The organism is Ruegeria sp. BC2, from assembly GCF_056539245.1.
In genome coordinates this window covers 272,411-293,861 of the sequence record NZ_JBQFUQ010000004.1, presented here as the reverse complement: position 1 = coordinate 293,861, position 21,451 = coordinate 272,411, and the positions used below count along the sequence as shown (strand labels likewise).

The following is a 21,451-nucleotide window of genomic DNA, read 5'->3' as shown; positions in this document are numbered from 1 at the left end:
CAAGGTCCCGTTAACCAAGAACAGGATCGCCATGGTCGCCCGCGCTCATACCGTTGCCTTTCAGGGGGTCGAGGCCCGCCCGGTCGAGGTGCAATGCGCCGTCTCTCCCGGGCTGCCCGCCTTTTCAATCGTCGGCCTGCCGGACAAGGCCGTGTCCGAGGCCCGCGAACGCGTGCGCAGTGCGCTCAGCGCGATGGCCATTGCGCTGCCCTCCAAACGCATCACGATCAACCTGTCGCCCGCTGACCTGCCCAAGGAAGGCAGCCATTTCGACCTGCCGATCGCGCTGGCCCTGCTCTGTGCGATCGACATCCTGCCCGCCGACGCCGCCGAAGGCACCATGGCTCTGGGCGAACTTTCGCTGGACGGCTCATTGGTGCCCGTGGCCGGCGCCCTGCCCGCCGCGATGACCGCTGCGGCCGAGGGCCGCACGCTGCTGTGTCCGCGCGCGTCAGGTGCCGAGGCGGCCTGGGTTGACGCGACCCAGGTGATCGGGGCCACGTCCCTGGCCGACGTCGTGCGCCATTTCACCGGCCAGTCGCCCCTGCCGGTCGCCCAGCCAGGCGAGGTCAGGTTGGAGCCCTCGACCCGCGATCTGCGCGACGTAAAAGGGCAGGAACGGGCAAAACGCGCATTGGAAATCGCAGCGGTCGGTCGTCACCACATGATAATGATCGGCACGCCGGGGTCAGGCAAATCCATGCTGGCCGCCCGCCTGCCCGGCATTCTGCCGCCGTTGACGCCCACCGAGGCGCTCGAGACCTCGATGATCCAATCGCTGTGCGGCATGCTGGACGAAGGCGGCATCAGCCGGGCCCGCCCGTTCCGCGAACCGCATCATACGGCGTCGATGGCGGCGATCGTGGGCGGCGGGAAAGGCGCAAAACCCGGCGAAATTTCCCTGGCCCACAACGGCGTCCTATTCATGGACGAATTTCCCGAGTTTCCGCGAACGGTTCTGGAAACCCTGCGCCAGCCCATCGAGACCGGCGAAGTCATGGTCGCCCGCGCCAACGCCCATGTAAAATACCCCTGCCGGTTCATGTTGGTGGCGGCGGCGAACCCCTGCAAATGCGGATATCTCAGCGACCCGTCCCGCGCCTGCTCGCGCGCACCCGTCTGCGGCGAGGACTATCTGGGCCGCATCTCGGGGCCGCTGATGGACCGGTTCGACCTGCGGATCGAAGTGCCGCCAGTGGGCTTTACCGACCTTGACCTGCCGCCATCCGGAGACAGCTCGGCTACCGTCGCTGCGCGGGTGCAGCAGGCGCGCATAATTCAGGCCCGGCGTTTTCAGGACACGCCCGGGATTCGCCAGAACGCCGATATCGAGGGCAATCTGCTGGAGGAGGTCGCCGCACCAGACGCGGAGGGCAAGGACCTGCTGGTCAAGGCGGCCGAGCGGTTCGGCCTGTCGGCACGGGCTTACCACCGCATCCTGCGCGTGGCCCGCACCATTGCCGATCTCGAGGGCGCGCCCGATGTGCGCCGCCCCCATGTGGCCGAGGCGCTGAGCTACAGGATCAGCGCCCGGGTTGCGGCTTAGACCTTGGCCTCGATCGCCTGCCAGATCTTTTCGGCAATATTGGTTCCGTTGAACCGCTCCAATTCCTGGATTCCGGTGGGCGAGGTCACGTTGATTTCGGTCAGATAGTCGCCGATAACGTCGATACCTACAAAGATCTGGCCCTTTTCCTTCAGCAGCGGACCGATGGCCGCGCAGATCTCAAGATCGCGGTCGGTCAGCCCGATCTTTTCGGGACGGCCACCCACATGCATGTTCGACCGGGTCTCACCCTCGGCCGGAACGCGGTTGATCGCGCCGACCGGTTCGCCATCGACCAGGATCACCCGCTTGTCGCCGTTGCGCACATCCGGCAGGAATTTCTGAACGATCAGCGGCTCGCGCGAGAAACCGGTGAACAACTCATGCAACGAAGTCAGGTTGCGGTCATCGGCATCCAGCCGGAACACGCCGGCCCCGCCATTGCCATAGAGCGGCTTGAGGATGATGTCGCCGTGCTTTTCCTTGAACGCCTTGATCGTCTGCAGATCGCGGGCGATCGTGGTGGGCGGAGTCAGGTCGGGAAAATCCAGAACCAGCAGTTTTTCCGGATAGTTGCGCACCCAGAACGGATCATTCACCACAAGAGCCTGCCCACGCAACCGATCCAGCAGATGGGTGGACGTGATATAGTGCATGTCGAACGGCGGGTCCTGCCGCAGCCAGACGACATCGAAATCCGCCAGATCAACCTCGCACTCAGGCCCCAGAACCGCCGGCTGGTCCGCAACCCGCTGCACCGTCATGTCGTGACCGCGGGCGGTGATGCGCCCCTCTTGATAGGCCAGCTGATCGGGTCCGTAGTAAAACAGTTGGTGCCCACGGGCCTGGGCTTCTTCGGCCAGCCGGAACGAGCTGTCTGCATTGATGTCCACGGCCCCGATCGGGTCCATCTGAAAGGCGATTTTCATGGCTTGTCCCTCGTAGTCACGCCAGATACATGGCCCAGCGGGGACGGGTGTTCAATGGCGATCAGCCCTGACCAAAGGCGTTTTCGACGATTTGTACTGCGCCCGTTGCATCCACCAGAGCCGCGTCGAACCGGACATTGGTCAGCTGCCCGCCCGGTTCCTGCGCCAAATACTGCGCCGCCGAGGCGCATATCCGGTCGATCTGCCGCTTGCTGATCCGGGCGGCGGCGCTGTCAAAGGTTTGGCTTTTCTTGACCTCGACGAACACAAGGCCCTGTGCATCCCGGACGATCAGGTCGATCTCGCCACCCGCGCCGCGCCAACGCCTGTGACAGACCTTGAACCCTCGGCTCTCGTAATCGGCAGCGACGCTGTTCTCGGCCGCCTGCCCGGAGTGATAGGAAACCGAGCCCTGGACCGACCGTCGCGCCATATCATCCCCTCCCCAGTTGCAGGGCCTTTTGGTAAATTGGCCGCCTTGGCAAATCATACATCCTGGACACCAGATCTGCCGCATCCCGCACGGAGTGCGTTTCCAGAGCCTGTCGCAGCGCCTCTTCTACATCCGAATCGTTAACGGCTTGTGAATGGGCACGGTCCACCAGCAAGACGATCTCGCCCTTCACGGTGGCATCTCGATACTGTTCGGACAGCTCTGCAAGGCTAGCCCGCCGGATTTCTTCGAACTTCTTGGTCAGTTCACGACAGACCGCGGCCTGACGCTCGCCACCCAGAACCTGCGCCAGATCCGACAGGCACGCCCCCAAACGCTTGGGAGATTCGTAGAACACCAGCGTCCCGGGAACATCCCGCAACGCCTCGATCCGTGTTCGGCGGGCGCCGGACGCATTCGGCAGGAATCCGGCGAAAAAGAAGGCGTCCGTCGGCAAGCCCGCCAGGGTCAGCGCCGTAACGACGGCTGACGCTCCAGGGGCGCAGGTCACGCTGAACCCGGCCTCGGCCGCCTTCTTGCCCAGATCATAACCCGGGTCGGCGATCAGGGGCATGCCGGCCTCGGACGCGTAGGCCACGGACTTGCCTTGGGACAGTTCGGCAATCAGTTTTTCACGCGCAGCCGTGCCGCTGTGGTCGTGATAGGCCAGGATGCGCCGCCCTTCGAGGGGTACACCGTGAATCTCCATCAATCTGCGCAGGCTGCGTGTATCTTCCGCCGCGATCACATCAGCCGAGGCCAGAACGTCCAGCGCCCTGAGCGTAATGTCGCGCGCCGTTCCGATCGGAGTGGCAACAAAATACAGCCCCCCAGCCAATCTTACCTTTTGGAAATTCAAAGCTGGACCCTCGCAGCGTGACGTTTATTATCGCGGCGTGATAGAACAGCAGCGTTCTTTGCCGCCGGATCAGGGAGTTTTCATTTAGATGTTTACCGTTTGCAAGCCCGTTCGCAAACTGGCGAAATTCGCCATCGGCCTGACCGCGGCGGCATTTTTGGCCGCCTGCGAACCCGGCGCCACCGGGCGCGGACCGTCGATAGACACGTCAGAGCCGATCCCCGTTGCCCTGCTGGTGCCCAAATCGGGCGACGCCGCGTTGGCGCAAAGCCTTGAGAACGCTGCACGGCTGGCCATGGCCGATCTGAACAACGTCAAGATCGATCTTCGCGTCTATGACACTGCCGGCAATCCGAACACGGCAGCCGCAGTTGCACAACAGGCCGTTGCCGACGGCGCAAAGGTCATTCTGGGGCCGGTCTACGCGCAGGCTGCAAATGCTGCCGGCCTTGCGGTTCTGAGCAAGAACGTGAACGTTCTGTCCTTCTCGAACAATACCAGCATTGCCGGCGGAAACGTGTTTGTCCTTGGCCCGACCTTCGACAACACGGCCAACCGGCTTGTCAGCTACGCCGGCAAACAGGGAAAGAAAAGCACCGTCATCGTGCACAGCAACGATGCGGCAGGCCAATTGGGCCAGGCGGCAGTCTCGAACGCACTTGGCAACAGCCGTGTGGCGAATGCGGGTGTGGTCGGTTTTGATCGATCTCAGCAGGGCGTGATCGACGCCATTCCTGCGATCAAGGCAACTGTGGACTCGACGGGGGCGGATTCGCTCTTTTTGACCGCCACGACCGCCGGCGCGCTGCCGCTTTTCAGCCAGTTGCTGCCCGAGGCCGGTGTCTCACCGGCAACCGTGCAATATATTGGCCTGACACGCTGGGACATTCCGGCCCAGACGCTGGAACTGCCGGGAGTGCAGGGCGGATGGTTTGCCTTGCCTGACCCTGCCAAGGCCCAGGCCTATCGCGTGCGCTACAACGCGACCTATGGCGAGGCCCCGCATCCGATCAGCGGCCTGGCCTATGACGGCATCGCCGCCATCGGCGCTCTGGCCAGCCAAGGGAAGTCCAATGCCCTCTCCGCCGCGGCCCTGACCCAGAATGCCGGGTTCCAGGGTGTTGGCGGTATTTTCCGTCTGCGCCCGAACGGTACGAATGAACGAGGTCTGGCCGTGGCCACGATCCAGAACAAACAGGTAGTTGTGATTGACCCTGCCCCGCAAAGCTTCTCTGGCGCCGGTTTCTGATCAGCTTGTGACGATCCCCGCGCCGGCTGGCGCATTGATCTGCGACGCCAGCGAAATCTTCGATGGCGAAAAGGTCAACGCGCTGCTGTCGAAGGCCCTGAAAGACATTCCGGAAACGGCCGCAGCCCGAAACGAGGCCGTCCGGATCCTGCGGGACGCTCAGAAATCCGGGCGTCAGGCCATCGAAGAGGCATTCGCCGCCCGGCCCTTCGACGCCCGGCCTTTGACGCGATCCTACACCTATCTGACCGATGGGCTGGTCTGCGCCGCGATGACTGTGGCCGGACAGCATCTGCATCCATTGGCCAACCCGACCCAGGGCGAGAAGATGGCGGTTTTGGCGGTGGGCGGCTATGGGCGCGGCGAGATGGCGCCGTTTTCGGATGTCGATCTGCTGTTTCTGACTCCCTACAAGATCACCGCCTGGGCCGAGAGCGTGATCGAGTCGATGCTGTACATCCTGTGGGATCTACGGCTGAAAGTCGGACATTCCTCGCGCACGATCCGTGATTGCCTGCGTCTGGGAGACGAGGATTTCACGATTCGGACAGCGATGCTGGAACAGCGCTATCTGGCCGGTGATCGGGACCTGGCGGATGAGCTGGAAAGCCGGCTGAAATCCGAGCTGTTCAAAGGAACCGAACGCGAATTCATCGAAGCCAAACTGCATGAACGCGACGAACGCCACCACAAGCAGGGCGAGCGTTACATGGTCGAACCGAACGTGAAAGAAGGCAAGGGCGGCCTGCGCGACCTGCAGTCGCTGTACTGGATCGCCAAATATATCTATGGCGTTCAGGACGTGGCTGAACTTGTCCCGCTGGGGCTATTCACCCAGGACGAATTCAACACGTTCGTGCAGGCTGAAGACTTCCTTTGGGCCGTACGTTCGCATCTTCATCTGGTGACACGGCGCGCAACCGAACAGCTGACCTTTGATCTGCAGGTCGAGGTGGCCGACCGCATGGGTTACGAAGACCGAGCGGGCCGCCGGGCCGTCGAAATCTTCATGCAGCGCTATTTCCGAGAAGCCACGAAGGTGGGAGAGCTGACACGGATCTTCCTGACCAAGCTTGAAGCGGCACATATGAAGAACGCGCCGTTGCTGGAACGCATCTTCAGCCGCAAGCCACGGGTCAAGCCGGGCTATAGGGTTGTTCATGGCAGGCTGGATGTGGCCGACCCAAAAAGCTTTTTGTCCGACAAGCTGAATCTACTGCGTCTGTTCGAGGAAGGTCTGCGCACGGGTATGCTGATCCATCCCGATGCGATGCGGCTGGTCACGGCCAACCTGCACCTGATCGATGACGAAATGCGCAACGACAAAGAGGCGAGGCGCATCTTTCTGGATCTGATGCTGAAACACGGCAATCCCGAACGCGCGCTGCGCCGCATGAACGAGTTGGGCGTTCTGTCGGCCTTCATCCCCGAGTTCGAGCCCATCGTGGCGATGATGCAGTTCAATATGTACCACAGCTACACGGTGGACGAGCACACGATCCAGTGCATCATCAACCTGGCGCAGATCGAACGGGGAGAACTTGTCGAAGCGCTGCCGCTGGCCTCGTCGATCCTCGAGGGCGGAGTGAACCGGCGTGTGCTTTACGTCGCTCTGCTGTTGCACGACATCGCCAAGGGCCGCCCCGAGGATCACTCGATCCTGGGGGCCAAGATCGCACGGACAGTCGCACCTCGGCTGGGGCTGAACAAGAAAGAATGCGAAACCGTCGAATGGCTGGTGCGCTATCACCTGCTGATGTCGGACATGGCGCAGAAGCGTGACATCTCGGACCCGCGCACGGTGCGCGACTTTGCCAAGGCGGTTCAGACCGTCAAACGGCTGGATCTGCTGACGGTCCTGACAGTCTGCGACATCCGCGGGGTTGGGCCGAACACCTGGAACAACTGGAAGGCCACCCTGCTACGGGCCTTGCACGCGGAAACCAAGCGCGCGCTGGAAACCGGGATGGAGGACCTCAACCGTGCCAATCGTGGTGCAGAGGCCAAGAAAGCGCTGCGTGACGCGTTGTCAGCCTGGTCCAAGGCCGACCTCAAGACGGAAACCGGGCGGCACTACGATCCGTATTGGCAGGGGCTCAATCTCTCGACCCATGTCGAGTTCGCCGAAATGCTGCGCGCGCTGGAAAAAAGCGCGGATCCGGCGGCGATGGAAATCCGGCTGCACCCGGACGAAGACCGGGATGCGACGCGGGCGTGCTTTGCCATGGCCGACCATCCCGGCATCTTTTCCCGGATTGCCGGTGCGCTGGCGCTTGTGGGCGCAAACGTGGTCGATGCCCGCAGCTACACCACCAAGGACGGCTACGTGACTGACGCGTTCTGGATTCAGGACGCTGACGGCCACCCGTTCGAGCTGTCGCGTCTTCCGCGCCTGACCCAGATGATTCACCGCATCCTCAAGGGCGAGGTGGTGGCCCGCGAGGCGCTCAAGTCCCGCGACAAGATCAAGAAGCGGGAAAAGGCGTTCAACGTCCCGACGCACATCACCTTCGACAATGAGGGGTCCGAGATCTACACGATCATCGAAGTCGACACCCGCGACCGGCCCGGTCTGCTCTATGATCTGGCCCGGACCCTTGCCGCCGCCAATGTCTATATCGCCAATGCCGTGATCGCGACCTATGGCGAGCAGGTGGTGGATACGTTCTACGTCAAGGACATGTTCGGGCTCAAATACCACTCGGAGGCCAAGCAGAGGACGCTGGAAGCCAAGCTGCGCACCGCGATCACCGAAGGCGCCGAGCGGGCGGCCTCATGAAGCAGATCCGCCTGTTCTCGGGCCTGTTCACGGTCGGGTTCTGGACCCTTGCCAGCCGTATTCTGGGCTTTTTGCGGGAAATCCTGCTGACAGCCTATATCGGGCCGGGGCCGGTCATGGATGCTTTCGTCGCAGCCTTCCGCCTACCCAACATGTTCCGCCGGTTCTTCGCCGAGGGCGCTTTCAACGCAGCCTTCGTTCCGATGTTCTCGAAACGGCTGGAAGGCGGCGAAGATGCGCAGGGGTTTGCGCAGGATGCGTTCAACCTGCTGGCGGCGGCCGTTCTGGCGCTGGTCGGGCTGGCCATGGTGTTCATGCCGGGGCTGGTCTGGCTGACGGCCGAAGGGTTTTATGGCGACGAACGTTTCGATCTGGCGGTCGGCTACGGTTATGTCGTCTTTCCCTACATCCTGTTCATGTCTCTGGCCGCGCTGTTTTCCGGGGTTCTCAATGCCACCGGTCGATTCGCCGCCGCTGCAGCGGCTCCGGTCCTGCTGAACATCTTCGCCTGCACGGCACTGATCGTAGGCGCGGCAACCGGTGGCGAGGTCATCCGTTGGCTCATCGCCGTCATACCCATTGCCGGGGTCGCTCAACTGGCGCTGGTTTGGGTCGCCACCGAACGCGCCGGAATTCGCATCCGGTTCGGCCGACCGAACCTCAGCCCTGAAATGCGCAACATGGTTCGGATCGCGGTACCGGCGGCACTTGCCATGGGTGTGACGCAGGTCAATCTCGTTGTCGGGCAGCTGGTCGCGTCAAAGACCGAAAAGGCCATCAGCTGGCTCTTTGCCGCCGACCGGCTGTATCAGCTGCCGCTGGGCGTGGTCGGCATCGCCGTGGGCATCGTGCTGTTACCCGACCTGTCGCGCCGCCTGCGCGCGGGGGACGGCGACGGTGCGCGCAACGCCTTTTCCCGCGCCGGCGAGTTCACCCTGTTGCTGACCATTCCGGCCACCGTGGCCTTCGTGCTCATCCCGGTGCCGCTGGTCTCGGTCCTGTTCGAACGTGGACAGTTCACACCCGAAGACACGGCTGCCACCGCGCTGGCCGTGGCGGTCTATGGCATCGGCCTGCCGGCCTTCATGCTGCAAAAGCTGCTGCAACCGCTGTTCTTCGCCCGCGAAGATACCCGCTCGCCCTTCCGGTATGCCGTTGTGGCGATGGTCATCAACGCCGTGCTGGCCTTTGGGCTGTACCCGATCGTCGGCTGGATTGCCCCGGCCATCGCGGCCTCGGCCGCCGGGTGGGGCATGGTGGCGCTGTTGGCACTGGGCGCCCGGCGCATGGGCGACGAGGCCCGTTTCGACGACCGATTCAAGCGCCGCGCGCCCAGGATATTGGCCGCCTCAATAGGAATGGGCGTGGTGCTGATCGCATCGATGCAGATGTTCGGTTGGACGTTCGAGATTCCGGGCTGGCGCTATCTGGCGTTGCTGGGCCTGATCGCGGTCGCCGCAGTGTCATACTTCCTTCTAGGCCACCTGCTGGGTGCGTTCCGTCTGTCCGAGTTCCGGTCCGCCCTGCGAAGGTCCTGACCGCCTCAGTCCCGCCGGATACGCCCCACCAGCCGCGCCCATCCGCCCGGCGCCACGAAAAACGACAGCCCGAATCCGGTCGCGAAGCCACCCAGATCGGCCACCCAATCCGAGGTGCCGCCGAAAATCAGCCCGAACAGCAGTTGGATGCCCATCAGCACCGCGATCAACTGGAACGCCCGCGCCTGGTTCTCTCCGACCAGCGACAGCCTACGCCACAGCAGCCAGGTGAATGCGCCAATCAGGCCGTAGACCGGCGGAAAGCCCCCGACCAGAGGATAGCGCGGGTCCAGCAGCACCGCATAGGCCAATGCCCCGCCCACGCCGGACAACACGAAGATCACCAGCATCGCAAAACCGCCAAAGACCTCGCCCACCATCTTGCCCATCGCCAAAACAAAGACGCAGACAAAAAGCGCCTGGGTAAAACTGCCTGACACGAAGGGGTAGGTGAAGAATCGGATCACATGCTCGACCGGCCAACGCCCGTTCATCACCATCCAGTCGAAGATGTCGGCCGAGAAGGAATAGCGCTGGATCGCCTCCAGCCGCCAGCCTACCGCGCCGGGTCCGCCGACCAGGCCGCGCGTGCCGAGGGTGAAGGCCAGTTCGATCCCCATGATGAACAAGACCAGCGCCACCACCACGGGTGGCAGGGGGTTCACGGGGGGTGTGTAATGCTCGCTGCTCATTGGGCGGGCCTTTCGCGGCTGTTGACGTCCCTTTGCCTCATGGGTAAGCGACGGAGGCTTATTTTTCCAGACGGGAGTTCCCTTCCATGACCGAGACCAAGTTCACGCCGCGCGTGTTTTCCGGCATTCAGCCCTCGGGAAACCTGCATCTTGGCAACTACCTTGGTGCGCTCAAGCGTTTTGTGGACATGCAGGGGCCGGAGATGGAGACCGTGTACTGCATGGTCGATCTTCACGCGATCACCGTCTGGCAGGATCCCAAGGAACTGGCGCATTCCACGCGCGAGCTGTGCGCGGGCTTCATCGCCGCCGGCATCGACCCGGAACAGTCGATCCTGTTCAACCAGTCCCAGGTGCCCGAGCACGCGCAACTGGCCTGGATCTTCAACTGTGTCGCGCGCATGGGCTGGATGCAGCGCATGACCCAGTGGAAGGACAAGGCTGGCAAAAACCAGCAGAACGCTTCTCTGGGTCTGTTCGCCTATCCCTCGCTGATGGCCGCTGACATTCTGGTCTATCACGCGACCCATGTGCCGGTGGGCGACGACCAGAAACAGCATCTTGAGCTGACCCGCGACATCGCCATCAAGTTCAACCACGACTATGGCGTCGATTTCTTCCCGATCACCGAACCGGTGATCGAGGGCGCGGCGACACGCGTGATGAGCCTGCGCGACGGGGCCAAGAAGATGTCCAAGTCGGATCCGTCTGACATGAGCCGGATCAACATGACCGACGATGCCGACACCATCGCCAAGAAGATCCGAAAGGCCAAGACCGACCCCGACGCCCTGCCTTCGGACGCGGACGGGCTGGAAGGCCGCCCCGAGGCGCGCAACCTGGTCAACATCTATGCCGCGCTCAGCGATCAGACGGTCGAGCAGGTTCTGGCCGAAGTCGGTGGCAAGCAGTTCGGTGAATTCAAGCCGATGCTGGCCGATCTGGCGGTCGCAAAGCTGTCGCCGATCTCGACCGAGATGGCGCGGCTGATGGGCGATCAGGCCGAGATCGACAGGATTCTGGACCGTGGCGCAGAACGGGCGCGGGAAATCGCGGCTCCGATCCTCAGCCGCACCTACGAGATCGTGGGGATGGTGGGCGCCGGCCGCGCCTGAGACCCAGACAGAAACTTCAGCGCCGCCCCTGATCCGGGGCGGCGTTTTTCGTTGCAGGTCAGGCGGCCTGCGGGTGCAGTTTTTCCTCGACGATGGATTCGGCCACCGCATGGGGGCTGACGCCATCGACCTTGGCGCGGGTCAGGATGCGGTCCATCGTCCGCTCCAGCGCCTCGAGCCGCTGACCGACCCAGGCTTCGCGATCCTTGATCTTCAGGATCTCGGTCGCGACGTTCACGATCCCGCCGCCATTGGCCACGAAATCCGGAGCATAGAGGATGCCGCGGTCATGCAGGCGCTGCGCGTCGGCATCGGTCGCCAACTGGTTGTTGGCCCCTCCGGCCACCGCGCTGACTTTCAGAAGCGGAATGCTGGTTTCGTTCAGGATGCCGCCGATGGCGCAGGGCGCGAAAATATCCGCCTCGGCCGCATAGATCGCATCGGGCGCGACGGCCTGCGCTGCGAACCGGTCCCCCAGCCGGGCGGTCTGGCCCGCATCGATGTCGGTGATCACCAGTTTTGCCCCAGCGTCATGCAACAACGCACACAGATGTTCGCCCACATGGCCCAGCCCCTGCACCGAGACGGTCTTGCCGCTCAGATCCCCGGACCCGAACCGATGCCGCGCGGTGATGCGGATGGCGTTGAAGATCCCGCGGGCGGTGACCGGCGACGGGTCGCCGCTGGCGAACGGGCCGTCGGGCAGACCGGCGACATATTCGGTTTCGGTGCCGATCTGGGCCATGTCGGCCGGGGTCATCCCCATGTCCTCGGCCGTCCAGTACCGGCCACCAAGGCTTTGAACCACGCGCCCGAAGGCCTGCAGCAACCGAGGCGACTTGTCCGCGTTCGGGTCGCCGATGATCACGGCCTTGCCCCCGCCCAGCGGCAGATCGGCCGCCGCGTTCTTGTAGGTCATGCCCCGCGACAGGCGCAGCGCATCGTCCAGCGCCTCGGACGGGTGGCCATAGGTGCGCATCCGCACGCCGCCCGCTGCAGGCCCCAATTGCGTGGAGTGGATCGCCACAAAGCCCGAAAGCCCGCTGGCGGCGTCTTTGAATTCGACCACACGCTCGTGATCTGGCGCGTCAATCGTGGTTAGTTCCATTTTGCTCCTCCAGAAAGACAGATGGATTCTGCCACATCCGACCGAGCGATTTTCGCCAATACATGCTGGTCAACTTATCTCTCTTGGAGATAATAGTAATCTGATCCGATTATATTAGGGATTCTCTCCATGGACCAGATCGACCGCAAGATCGTGCGCGCGCTGCAGCAGGACGGGCGCATGACCGTTCTGGACCTGGCCGAAAAGGTGGGCCTGTCGCCCACACCCTGCGCGCGGCGGCTGGACCGCCTGCGCCGCGACGGGGTGATCACCGGATATTCGGCCCAGGTCGACCCTGAGAAGCTGGGCTTTGGCGTCACGATTTTCGTGTCGGTCGAACTGGAGAAACAGGACCGCCACGCCATCGACGCCTTCGAACGCGCCATCCTGCGCTGCGATGAGGTTATGGAGTGTTACCTCATGACAGGCTCGCGCGACATCCTGCTGCGCGTCGTGGCGCGTGACCTGACCGCCTTTGATGCGTTTCTGGAAAACCGGCTGATGCAGATTCCGGGCATCCGCAACCTGCGCTCCAACTTCGCCCTGCGCGCGATGGTCAAGCGCGACGTGTTGCCATCGTCGGCTGGATAATCTGCTGGACCTCGGGCGCGCGCGCTCCTACGGTTCGGCGGAATTGACGGAGGGCACAATGGCAGTCGGCAAGAATATCCGCACTTATTTCGATGGCAAATGGCACGATGGCGATGCCCCGATCATGCGGGCTGCGGACCACGGGGCCTGGTTGGGTTCGTCGGTGTTTGACGGGGCCCGCCGATTTGATGGCATGACCCCTGATCTGGCCGCGCATTGCGACCGGGTGAACCGCTCGGCCGAGGCGCTGATGCTCACTCCGACCGTGGCCACCGAACAAATGGTCGAACTGATCCGCGAAGGTCTGGAAGCATACCCGACCGAGGCCGCCGTCTACATTCGCCCGATGTACTGGGGGATCGACGGAGACGCGACTGCAATCGTGCCGCAGGGTGACAGCACGGGTTTTGCCATCTGCCTCGAAGAGATCCCGATGGCGCCCGAGGCTGCCTCGGTCACGCTGACGACCACCCGCTTCCGCCGCCCGGTTCTGGAAAGCGCGGTAGTCAACGCCAAGGCCGGGTGCCTGTATCCAAACAACGCCCGAATGCTGGCGGAAGCGCGATCCAAGGGGTTTTCAAACGCATTGGTGACCGACGCCATGGGCAACGTGGCAGAAACCGCAACGGCCAACATCTTCATGGCCAAGGATGGAGAGGTGTTTACTCCGGCACCGAACGGAACCTTCCTTGCAGGCATCACGCGCGCGCGGCACATCGACAACCTGCGTCGCGACGGGGTGACGGTTCACGAAACTGTTCTGACCTTCGACGATTTCCACGACGCGGACGAAGTGTTCATGTCCGGCAACATGAACAAGGTCACGCCCGTAACCGCACTGGACGACACGCAATATCAGATTGGCCCTATCACGCGCCGCACGCGCGCCCTCTACTGGGACTGGGCGGCCAGCAACCAATAAGCAACGGTCCGTCGCGGCCCGAGTTGCCAGACACCGAATGCTCGGGCATGATCCCGAAAACCGAAGAGGACATTCATGCGCAAGTTCCTTGTAGTTCTTGACGATAGCCGCGAGTGCCTGAACGCCATGCGTTTCGCCGCGATGCGTGCTGCGCATACGGGCGGGGGGGTGACCATCCTCTCGGTCATTCCTCCGGACGAGTTCAACCACTGGATCGGCGTGGCCGAAGTGATGCGGGAAGAAGCCCGCGAACGTATCCATGCGCATTTCGAGGTGTTTGCCAAATGGATGCGCGACAAGCAGGGGATCGAGCCTGAACTGGCGATCCGCGAGGGTGAACCCGTTCCGCAGATCATTGAGCATGTGCGCTCGGATCCCGAAATCGGCGTCCTTGTTCTGGGTGCAGGTACTGACAAGAAGGGCCCCGGTCCACTGGTCACTCAGTTGACGCGGAATTCCGGCAGCTTGCCGATTCCGATTACCATCGTTCCGGGCGACCTGAGCAAGGAGAAGCTCGAAGAGATCACCTGATGCCCGCCACCCTGCACTTCTGGTTCGATTTCGCCTCAACCTATTCCTACCTCAGCGCCATGCGGGTCGAACAGGACGCGGCAGCCTGCGGCGTGCAGGTGGACTGGCAGCCATTCCTTCTGGGTCCCATTTTTGCCGAGCAGGGATGGAAAACCTCACCGTTCAACATCTATCCGGCCAAGGGGCGGTACATGTGGCGCGACATGGAACGGCTGTGCCGGCAGCGTGACCTGCCCCTGACCCGACCTGGCGAGTTTCCGCAAAACAGCCTGAAGGCTGCACGCCTTGCGCTCGCCATCCCTCAGGGTGAAGCGCGCGCTGCATTCTCCCGCGCCGTTTTCGCCGCACAATTTGGCCAAGGCCTGAACATTTCCGAAGAGCCTGTCCTGCGCAGCGCCCTGTCCGCCGCCGGCCTCCCCGAGGACATGATCGACCGGACCGCAGTCACTGACATCAAGAGTGCTCTGTTTGACCAGGTTGCCCGCGCCAAATCGCTGGGGATCTTCGGCGCCCCCAGTTTTGTCGTGGATGAGGAGCTTTATTGGGGCGATGACCGACTGGACATGGCAATCCGACAGGCCACAGCGATTTAGAACCGTTCCAAATCTTGACTTCCCGGCCGCTGACGCGCATATCAGAGCCAACTGATACGGAGCGCGCCATGTTCATCCAGACCGAATCCACACCCAACCCGGCCACGCTGAAATTCCTGCCCGGTCAGACCGTGCTCGAGGCCGGTACAGCGGATTTTCCGACCGCCGAAGCCGCGCAGAACTCGCCGCTGGCGCAGCGCATCTTTGCGGTCAGCGGTGTGACCGGAGTTTTCTTCGGCAATGACTTCGTAACCGTCACCAAAGACGACGGCGTGCAGTGGGACCACATCAAACCCGCCATCCTGGGCGCTGTGATGGAGCACTACCAGTCCGGCCAGCCGGTGATGGGGGCCGGGGTGGAAACCGCGTCCGGCCATGCTGAACATTCGGGTGAGGACTCGGAAATCGTCAACCAGATCAAGGAATTGCTGGACAGCCGCGTGCGCCCCGCCGTGGCGCAGGACGGCGGTGACATCACCTTCCACGGCTTTGACCGCGGCGTCGTCTACCTGCATATGCAAGGGGCCTGCGCAGGCTGCCCGTCCTCGACGCTGACCCTGAAAATGGGGATCGAGAACCTGCTCCGCCATTACATCCCCGAGGTGACCGAGGTTCGCCCTGTTGCCGTCTGATCAGACAATTCTGGCATTTGACACATCGGCCGCGCATTGCGCGGCCGCTTTGCTGCGCGGGCCAGACATCGTCGTGAGCCGCGCCGAAACCATGAGCCGCGGCCAGGCGGAACGCCTGATGCCTCTGCTTCAAGACGTCATTGCAGAAGGTGGGGTTTCTTGGGCGGATATCGACGCGGTCGGTGTCGGGACGGGTCCGGGCAATTTCACTGGAATTCGCATCTCGGTCTCTGCCGCCCGAGGGCTGGCGCTTGGATTGAACAAGCCGGCAATCGGCGTTTCGGGCCTTGAAGCCCTTGCGGCCTTGGCGCCCGAAGGGCGGATCCCAGCCATTCCAGCCCCCCGGGAACATGTTTACCTGCAAGCGCCCGACGGGACGCCGCAACTGATGACGCAGGAACAGGCAGAATCACTTGGCACCCTGTTTTTGTGCGACGATGCGGATGCAGTCGTCCGGGCCATCGCCCGGATTGCATCCGAACGTGTTGACCTTGTGTCAGGTCCCCCGGCCCCCCTGTACGTTCGTGCCGCAGACGCCGCCCCGTCGCGCGATACGCCGCCGCCTTTGCTGGACCCATGACCCCACAGGAAATGGCCGAGACCCACGGCGCGGCTTTCACCCAGTCTCGCCCCTGGACCGCCGATGAGTTCGCTGAGTTGCTTGCCAGCCGCTTCACCCATGTCGTTGGAAACAAAACAGCATTTGCCTTGATCCAGGTCATCGGCGACGAGGCCGAGCTGCTGACCATCGCGACGCATCCCGATCATCAGCGGCAGGGTCTGGGCCGCGCCTGCATGCAGGCTTGGCACGACAGGGCTCACGATCTAGGTGCGCGCCGGGCGTTTCTTGAGGTGGCTTCGGACAACGCGGCCGCCATTGCACTCTACCAAAGTTGCGGCTATGCGCGCTGCGGTCTTCGGCCGGGATATTACCGGCGCGGCAAGGCTGACAAAGTAGATGCAATCTTGATGGAGCGCGCGCTACCCTGACGAAAGCCGGGCATTTCTGAGACCAAATGGTCAAAAAGCGGTTGACCATGGCTGTTTCAGACGGCCTTAATTGCCGCTATCACAGCAGTTCTGCTCGCTCTGAGCGGGGCTGGGCAAAAGCCCCTGCCCCGAAGCCATAAAAAACAACGGGAGTATATGATGACCCTGATGAAATCCTTGATGGGCGCGGCCGCCGCGTTTGCACTGACCGCAGGTGCGGCGCTGGCCGAACCGGCGATCATCTTCGATCTGGGCGGCAAGTTCGACAAATCGTTCAACGAAGCAGCCCATAACGGCGCCAAGCGCTGGGCCGACCAGACCGGCAAATCCTATCGCGAAATCGAGCTGCAGTCGGAAGCGCAGCGCGAACAAGCCCTGCGTCGTTTCGCTGAAGCCGGTGCAAACCCGATCATCACGATGGGCTTCGCGATGGCTGATCCGTTGGCCGCCGTCGCACCTGACTATCCCGACACCAAGTTCGTTGCCGTCGACGTCAGCTGGCTGGACGCGCCGAACATCCGCCAGGTCTCGTTTGCCGAGCATGAAGGCTCGTACCTGGTCGGCATGATGGCCGCGATGGCATCCAAGTCGGGTACCGTCGGCTTCATCGGCGGCATGGACATTCCGCTGATCCGGCACTTTGGCTGCGGCTACGCCCAGGGCGCGAAGGCCGTGAACCCTGACATCAACGTCGTCGCCAACATGACCGGCACCACCCCGGCTGCATGGAACGACCCGGTGAAGGGCTCGGAGCTGACCAAAGCTCAGATCAGCCAAGGCGCTGACGTGATCTACGCTGCCGCAGGCGGGACCGGCGTTGGTGTTCTGCAGACCGCAGCCGACGAAGGCATCCTGTCGATCGGCGTGGACAGCAACCAGAACCACCTGCACCCGGGCAAGGTTCTGACCTCGATGCTCAAGCGCGTGGACGTGGCCGTTTATGACGCCATGAAGGCAGGCGAAGATGTCGAAACCGGCAAGTTCACCATGGGTCTGGCACAGGACGGTGTCGGCGTTGCCATGGATGAAAACAACGCCTCGCTGGTGAGCGACGAGATGAAGGCCGCCGTCGAAAAGGCGCGCCGCGACATCATCGACGGCAATGTCACCGTCGTCAGCTACTACGAGAACGACAGCTGCCCGGCACTGCAGTTCTGATATCGCGCGGGGCGGGGGAAACCTCCCGTCCCGCATCCACTCATGCCGCTGTTTCGCCACGACAGAATGATCGCGAAATCAGCGCAGCTTCTACGGCAATCGAGGACAAGACATGACAGTCCCCGCCATCGAGCTCAAAGGGATTTCCAAAGCCTTTGGGCCAGTTCAAGCGAACAAGGACATCTCGATCAGCGTCGCCCCCGGCACGATCCACGGGATCATCGGTGAAAACGGTGCGGGCAAATCCACGCTGATGAGCATTCTGTACGGCTTCTACAAGGCCGACAAAGGTGAAATCTGGATCAACGGCAAAAAGACCGACATCCCCGACAGCCAGGCTGCGATCGCCGCGGGTATCGGCATGGTCTTTCAGCATTTCAAGCTGGTCGAGAATTTCACCGTTCTGGAAAACATCGTTCTGGGCGCCGAAGACGGCGGGCTGCTGGCCCCCTCGCTGGCCAAGGCCCGGAAAGAGCTGAAAGAGCTCGAGGAAGAATACGAGCTGTTCGTGGACCCCGACAAGCGCATCGACGAGATCGGCGTGGGCATGCAGCAGCGGGTCGAAATCCTCAAGGCGCTGTACCGCAAGGCGGAAATCCTGATTCTGGACGAGCCCACCGGGGTGCTGACCCCGGCCGAGGCCGACCAGCTGTTTCGCATCCTCGACCGGCTGCGCGCCGAAGGCAAGACCATCATCCTGATCACCCACAAGCTGCGCGAGATCATGGAAGCCACCGACACCGTGTCGGTGATGCGCCGCGGCCAGATGACCGCCACGGTCAAGACCGCCGAGACCAACCCCGAGGAGTTGGCCGAGCTGATGGTCGGGCGCAAGGTTCTGCTGCGCGTCGACAAGGTGCCGGCCAAACCCGGCAAGCCCATCCTTGAAATCGAGAACCTGCGGGTGACGGATTCGGCGGGCGTCGAGCGCGTCAAAGGTATCGACCTGACCGTCCGCGCGGGCGAGATCGTGGGCATCGCAGGCGTCGCCGGCAACGGGCAGTCCGAGCTGCTCGAAGTATTGGGCGGCATGCGCCCGGGATCAGGCGTGATCAAACTGAATGGTACGCCACTGGCACTCAGCGGACCCGAGGCCGACGGTCAGGCGCGGCGCGCCCAAGGCATCGCGCATGTGCCCGAAGACCGGCAGCGCGAAGGTCTGATCATGGACTTCCACGCCTGGGAAAACGTGGCCTTCGGCTACCACCGCGACCCCGCCTACCAACGCGGAATTTTCATGAACAACGCCGCCCTGCGCGCCGACACAGAACGAAAGATCGAGAAATTCGACGTGCGTCCGCCCAATGGCTGGCTGTCGGCCAAGAACTTTTCGGGTGGAAACCAGCAGAAGATCGTGGTTGCTCGCGAAATCGAGCGGAACCCCGATTTGCTGTTGGTGGGCCAGCCGACCCGCGGCGTGGACATCGGCGCGATCGAGTTCATTCACAAGCAGATCGTCGCCCTGCGCGATCAGGGCAAGGCGATCCTGCTGGTTTCGGTCGAGTTGGAAGAGATCTTCTCTCTATCCGACCGGATTGCAGTGATGTTCGACGGACATATCATGGGCGAGCGTCTGCCCCATGAAACGGATGAAAAAGAACTGGGCCTGTTGATGGCCGGTGTTGCGGGGGAGGCCGCGTAACATGGATAAGATGCCCAAATGGGCCGACGTCATTCTGATCCCGCTCATCAGTCTGATCCTGGCCGCAATCCTGTCGACACTGGTCATTCTGGCCATTGGCGAAAACCCGATCGAGGCGGTGAACCTGATGGTCACCGGCGCGCTGGGGTCGACCTATGGCTGGGGCTACACCCTGTATTATGCCACCAACTTCATGTTCACCGGTTTGGCGGTCGCGGTGGCCTTCCACGCCCGTCTGTTCAACATCGGCGGCGAAGGTCAGGCCATGTTGGGCGGACTGGGCGTTGCCATGGTGTGCCTCTATGTGCCTTGGCCGCATTGGAGCATCGCTCTGCTGGCTGCGATGGCCGCCGGCATGCTGTTCGGCGCGGCCTGGGCGGCGATACCGGCCTATCTTCAGGCCAAGCGCGGCAGCCATATCGTGATCACCACGATCATGTTCAACTTCATCGCCGCGGCGCTGCTGAACTACATGCTGGTCAACGTGATGCGACCGGCCGGCTCGCAAGACCCGGCCACCGCCCGCTTTGCCGAGGCGGTACATCTGCCCACCCTGCACGAGATGCTGGCCCCGATCGGGATCACCTTCTCCAAGGCGGCTCCGGCCAACATCTCGCTGATCATCGCGGTCATCGCCTGCATCGTCGTCTGGGCGCTGATCTGGCGCACCCGCCTGGGCTATGAAATCCGGGCCTATGGGCATTCGGAAACCGGTGCGGTCTATGCCGGTATCTCGCCTGTGCGTATCACCATCGTGGCGATGCTGATCTCGGGCGCTTTGGCGGGCCTGATGGCTATCAACAACGTCATGGGTGAGGCCGAGCGGCTGGTTCTCAACTCGACCGAGGGCGCGGGTTTTATCGGCATCGCGGTGGCCCTGATGGGCCGCTCGCACCCGTTTGGCGTGTTCCTGGCAGCCATCCTGTTTGGTTTCCTCTACCAGGGCGGCGCGGAACTGGCCCTGTGGACGTCGATCCCGCGCGAGCTGATCGTGGTGATCCAGGCGCTGGTGATCCTGTTCACCGGAGCGCTGGACAACATGGTCCGCATGCCGCTTGAAAAGCTGTTCCTGGCTCTGCGGAAGGAGGCGAACTGATGGAGTTGTTCCTGACGATCGTCCAGGTTCTGGACTCGACCATTCGCCTGGCCACGCCGCTGCTTCTGGCCTGTCTGGCCGGCTTGTATTCGGAACGCGCTGGCATTTTCGACATCGGCCTGGAAGGCAAGATGCTGATGGCCGCATTCTTCTCGGCCGCCGTTGCCGCCGTCACCGGGTCGGTATGGCTGGGCCTGCTGGCCGGCATCGCATCGTCCTTGGTGCTGTCTGGCCTACACGGGCTTGCTTCGATCACGTTCCGGGGCAACCAGCTGATTTCCGGTGTCGCCATCAACTTCCTGGCTGCCGGCTTGACCGTGCTGGTGGCCCAGGACTGGTTCCAGCAAGGCGGCCGCACTCCGTCGTTGTTCGGGGGTGGCCGGTTCGAGCCAATCAACTTCCCCTTCGCCGAGGCACTAAGCGGTGTGCCGATCATCGGTCCCATCTACGCCGAGCTGCTCTCAGGCCACTCGATTCTTGTCTACGTGGCGTTCCTGATGGTGCCCGCCACCTGGTGGGTGCTGTTCCGCACCCGCTTTGGACTGCGCCTGCGCGCCGTGGGTGAAAACCCGGCGGCAGTGGACACCGCGGGCGTCTCGGTGGTGGGGCTTCGGTACGCAGCCGTCGCCATCTGTGGCGTGCTGTGTGGCATCGCCGGGGCCTATTTGGCTACAGCGTTGCAGGCAGGGTTCGTCAAAGACATGACGGCCGGCCGGGGCTTCATCGCACTGGCCGCACTGATCTTTGCCAAGTGGCGGCCGTGGCACGCCATGTGGGCGTGTTTGCTGTTCGGGCTGCTGCAGGCTGTTGCTCTGCGGTTCCAGAATATCGACCTGGGCGGCATCATAATCCCCGTTCAGGTCATGGACGCGCTGCCCTATATCCTGACCGTGGTGATCCTGGCAGGTTTCGTCGGCAAAGCGGTCCCGCCAAGGGCCGGTGGCGAGCCTTATGTGAAAGAGCGCTGATAAGGCCAGTTCAGGACTGCTTTTCAGTCCTGTTTGCTGCAAAGCGGCATGCAGAGTTGATTTTGCATGCCGCAAGCGCT

Annotated in this window: 21 protein-coding genes; 16 read left to right on the top strand and 5 right to left on the bottom strand. The window is 62.7% G+C overall.

All coding sequences use genetic code 11. From position 1 onward, the window contains the following. The first annotated feature begins 31 nt into the window (after nucleotides 1–31). The gene (locus tag ACR0CU_RS16520; protein ID WP_480643458.1) at nucleotides 32–1,546 is read left to right on the top strand and encodes a YifB family Mg chelatase-like AAA ATPase; all 1,515 of its coding nucleotides are present in this window, start codon (nucleotides 32–34) and stop codon (nucleotides 1,544–1,546) included. Here the strand turns inward: ACR0CU_RS16520 and gshB are convergent. From gshB to rsmI, 3 genes are all read right to left on the bottom strand, one after another. After that, complete coding sequence (gene gshB / locus ACR0CU_RS16515; protein ID WP_170448445.1) at nucleotides 1,543–2,475, bottom strand: glutathione synthase; 933 nt, start codon at nucleotides 2,473–2,475, stop codon at nucleotides 1,543–1,545. The genes ACR0CU_RS16520 and gshB overlap by 4 nt on opposite strands. A 61-nt stretch (nucleotides 2,476–2,536) precedes the next feature. After that, entirely contained in the window at nucleotides 2,537–2,908 is a 372-nt protein-coding gene (locus tag ACR0CU_RS16510) for a YraN family protein (RefSeq protein ID WP_170365342.1), read from the bottom strand. Nucleotide 2,909: 1 nt separating this feature from the next. After that, nucleotides 2,910–3,767 (bottom strand): 16S rRNA (cytidine(1402)-2'-O)-methyltransferase, encoded by an 858-nt coding sequence (rsmI, locus tag ACR0CU_RS16505; protein ID WP_170448447.1) that lies wholly within the window; start codon nucleotides 3,765–3,767, stop codon nucleotides 2,910–2,912. Nucleotides 3,768–3,855: 88 nt separating this feature from the next. On the opposite strand from rsmI, the gene ACR0CU_RS16500 reads away from it, so the two are divergent. From ACR0CU_RS16500 to murJ, 3 genes are read left to right on the top strand one after another with little or no spacing between them, the layout of a single operon-like run. Then, nucleotides 3,856–5,016 carry a penicillin-binding protein activator gene (locus ACR0CU_RS16500; protein ID WP_170448449.1) on the top strand — a complete coding sequence of 387 codons (1,161 nt, stop codon included), beginning with the start codon at nucleotides 3,856–3,858 and terminating at the stop codon, nucleotides 5,014–5,016. Then, nucleotides 4,976–7,795: a [protein-PII] uridylyltransferase gene (locus ACR0CU_RS16495; RefSeq protein ID WP_170448451.1), complete on the top strand. Its 2,820-nt coding sequence runs from the start codon at nucleotides 4,976–4,978 to the stop codon at nucleotides 7,793–7,795. The genes ACR0CU_RS16500 and ACR0CU_RS16495 overlap by 41 nt, the downstream gene beginning before the upstream one ends. Beyond that, nucleotides 7,792–9,333, top strand: coding sequence for a murein biosynthesis integral membrane protein MurJ (gene murJ / locus ACR0CU_RS16490; protein ID WP_170448453.1), 1,542 nt, complete (start codon nucleotides 7,792–7,794; stop codon nucleotides 9,331–9,333). The genes ACR0CU_RS16495 and murJ overlap by 4 nt, the downstream gene beginning before the upstream one ends. A gap of 5 nt (nucleotides 9,334–9,338) precedes the next feature. Here the strand turns inward: murJ and ACR0CU_RS16485 are convergent, their stop codons facing one another. Continuing rightward, nucleotides 9,339–10,025, bottom strand: a complete 687-nt coding sequence (locus ACR0CU_RS16485) for a rhomboid family intramembrane serine protease (protein ID WP_170342144.1) — start codon at nucleotides 10,023–10,025, stop codon at nucleotides 9,339–9,341. A gap of 86 nt (nucleotides 10,026–10,111) precedes the next feature. On the opposite strand from ACR0CU_RS16485, the gene trpS reads away from it, so the two are divergent. Next, a complete protein-coding gene (trpS, locus tag ACR0CU_RS16480; protein WP_170406695.1) occupies nucleotides 10,112–11,140 on the top strand; it encodes a tryptophan--tRNA ligase in 1,029 nt (342 codons plus the stop codon). A gap of 58 nt (nucleotides 11,141–11,198) precedes the next feature. On the opposite strand, the gene ACR0CU_RS16475 is transcribed toward trpS, so the two are convergent. Beyond that, nucleotides 11,199–12,248 carry a Glu/Leu/Phe/Val family dehydrogenase gene (locus tag ACR0CU_RS16475; RefSeq protein ID WP_170448455.1) on the bottom strand — a complete coding sequence of 350 codons (1,050 nt, stop codon included), beginning with the start codon at nucleotides 12,246–12,248 and terminating at the stop codon, nucleotides 11,199–11,201. Nucleotides 12,249–12,377: 129 nt separating this feature from the next. Between ACR0CU_RS16475 and ACR0CU_RS16470 the strand changes: the two genes are divergently transcribed. The 11 genes from ACR0CU_RS16470 to ACR0CU_RS16420 all read left to right on the top strand — a co-directional run bounded on the left by ACR0CU_RS16470 (nucleotide 12,378) and on the right by ACR0CU_RS16420 (nucleotide 21,371). Beyond that, a complete protein-coding gene (locus ACR0CU_RS16470) occupies nucleotides 12,378–12,839 on the top strand; it encodes an Lrp/AsnC family transcriptional regulator (protein ID WP_170360173.1) in 462 nt (153 codons plus the stop codon). A 58-nt stretch (nucleotides 12,840–12,897) separates the two neighbouring features. Next, the gene (locus tag ACR0CU_RS16465; RefSeq protein ID WP_170448457.1) at nucleotides 12,898–13,761 is read left to right on the top strand and encodes a branched-chain amino acid aminotransferase; all 864 of its coding nucleotides are present in this window, start codon (nucleotides 12,898–12,900) and stop codon (nucleotides 13,759–13,761) included. 75 nt (nucleotides 13,762–13,836) lie between these two features. Next, nucleotides 13,837–14,292 (top strand): universal stress protein, encoded by a 456-nt coding sequence (locus tag ACR0CU_RS16460; RefSeq protein WP_170342153.1) that lies wholly within the window; start codon nucleotides 13,837–13,839, stop codon nucleotides 14,290–14,292. After that, a complete protein-coding gene (locus ACR0CU_RS16455; protein WP_170448459.1) occupies nucleotides 14,292–14,885 on the top strand; it encodes a 2-hydroxychromene-2-carboxylate isomerase in 594 nt (197 codons plus the stop codon). Before ACR0CU_RS16460 ends, ACR0CU_RS16455 begins: the two co-directional genes overlap by 1 nt. Before the next feature lie 68 nt (nucleotides 14,886–14,953). Then, nucleotides 14,954–15,517, top strand: coding sequence for a NifU family protein (locus tag ACR0CU_RS16450; protein WP_093963451.1), 564 nt, complete (start codon nucleotides 14,954–14,956; stop codon nucleotides 15,515–15,517). Continuing rightward, nucleotides 15,507–16,097 carry a tRNA (adenosine(37)-N6)-threonylcarbamoyltransferase complex dimerization subunit type 1 TsaB gene (tsaB, locus tag ACR0CU_RS16445; protein WP_170448461.1) on the top strand — a complete coding sequence of 197 codons (591 nt, stop codon included), beginning with the start codon at nucleotides 15,507–15,509 and terminating at the stop codon, nucleotides 16,095–16,097. Before ACR0CU_RS16450 ends, tsaB begins: the two co-directional genes overlap by 11 nt. Continuing rightward, the gene (rimI, locus tag ACR0CU_RS16440) at nucleotides 16,094–16,507 is read left to right on the top strand and encodes a ribosomal protein S18-alanine N-acetyltransferase (protein ID WP_170406712.1); all 414 of its coding nucleotides are present in this window, start codon (nucleotides 16,094–16,096) and stop codon (nucleotides 16,505–16,507) included. Before tsaB ends, rimI begins: the two co-directional genes overlap by 4 nt. A gap of 159 nt (nucleotides 16,508–16,666) precedes the next feature. After that, a complete protein-coding gene (locus tag ACR0CU_RS16435; protein WP_093963454.1) occupies nucleotides 16,667–17,665 on the top strand; it encodes a BMP family lipoprotein in 999 nt (332 codons plus the stop codon). Between the two features lie 112 nt (nucleotides 17,666–17,777). Beyond that, nucleotides 17,778–19,307, top strand: a complete 1,530-nt coding sequence (locus ACR0CU_RS16430; protein ID WP_093963455.1) for an ABC transporter ATP-binding protein — start codon at nucleotides 17,778–17,780, stop codon at nucleotides 19,305–19,307. 1 nt (nucleotide 19,308) lies between these two features. After that, on the top strand, nucleotides 19,309–20,403 hold the full coding sequence (locus ACR0CU_RS16425) for an ABC transporter permease (protein WP_170360161.1): 1,095 nt from the start codon (nucleotides 19,309–19,311) through the stop codon (nucleotides 20,401–20,403). Beyond that, a complete protein-coding gene (locus ACR0CU_RS16420; protein ID WP_170367643.1) occupies nucleotides 20,403–21,371 on the top strand; it encodes an ABC transporter permease in 969 nt (322 codons plus the stop codon). Before ACR0CU_RS16425 ends, ACR0CU_RS16420 begins: the two co-directional genes overlap by 1 nt. Nucleotides 21,372–21,451: the final 80 nt, after the last annotated feature.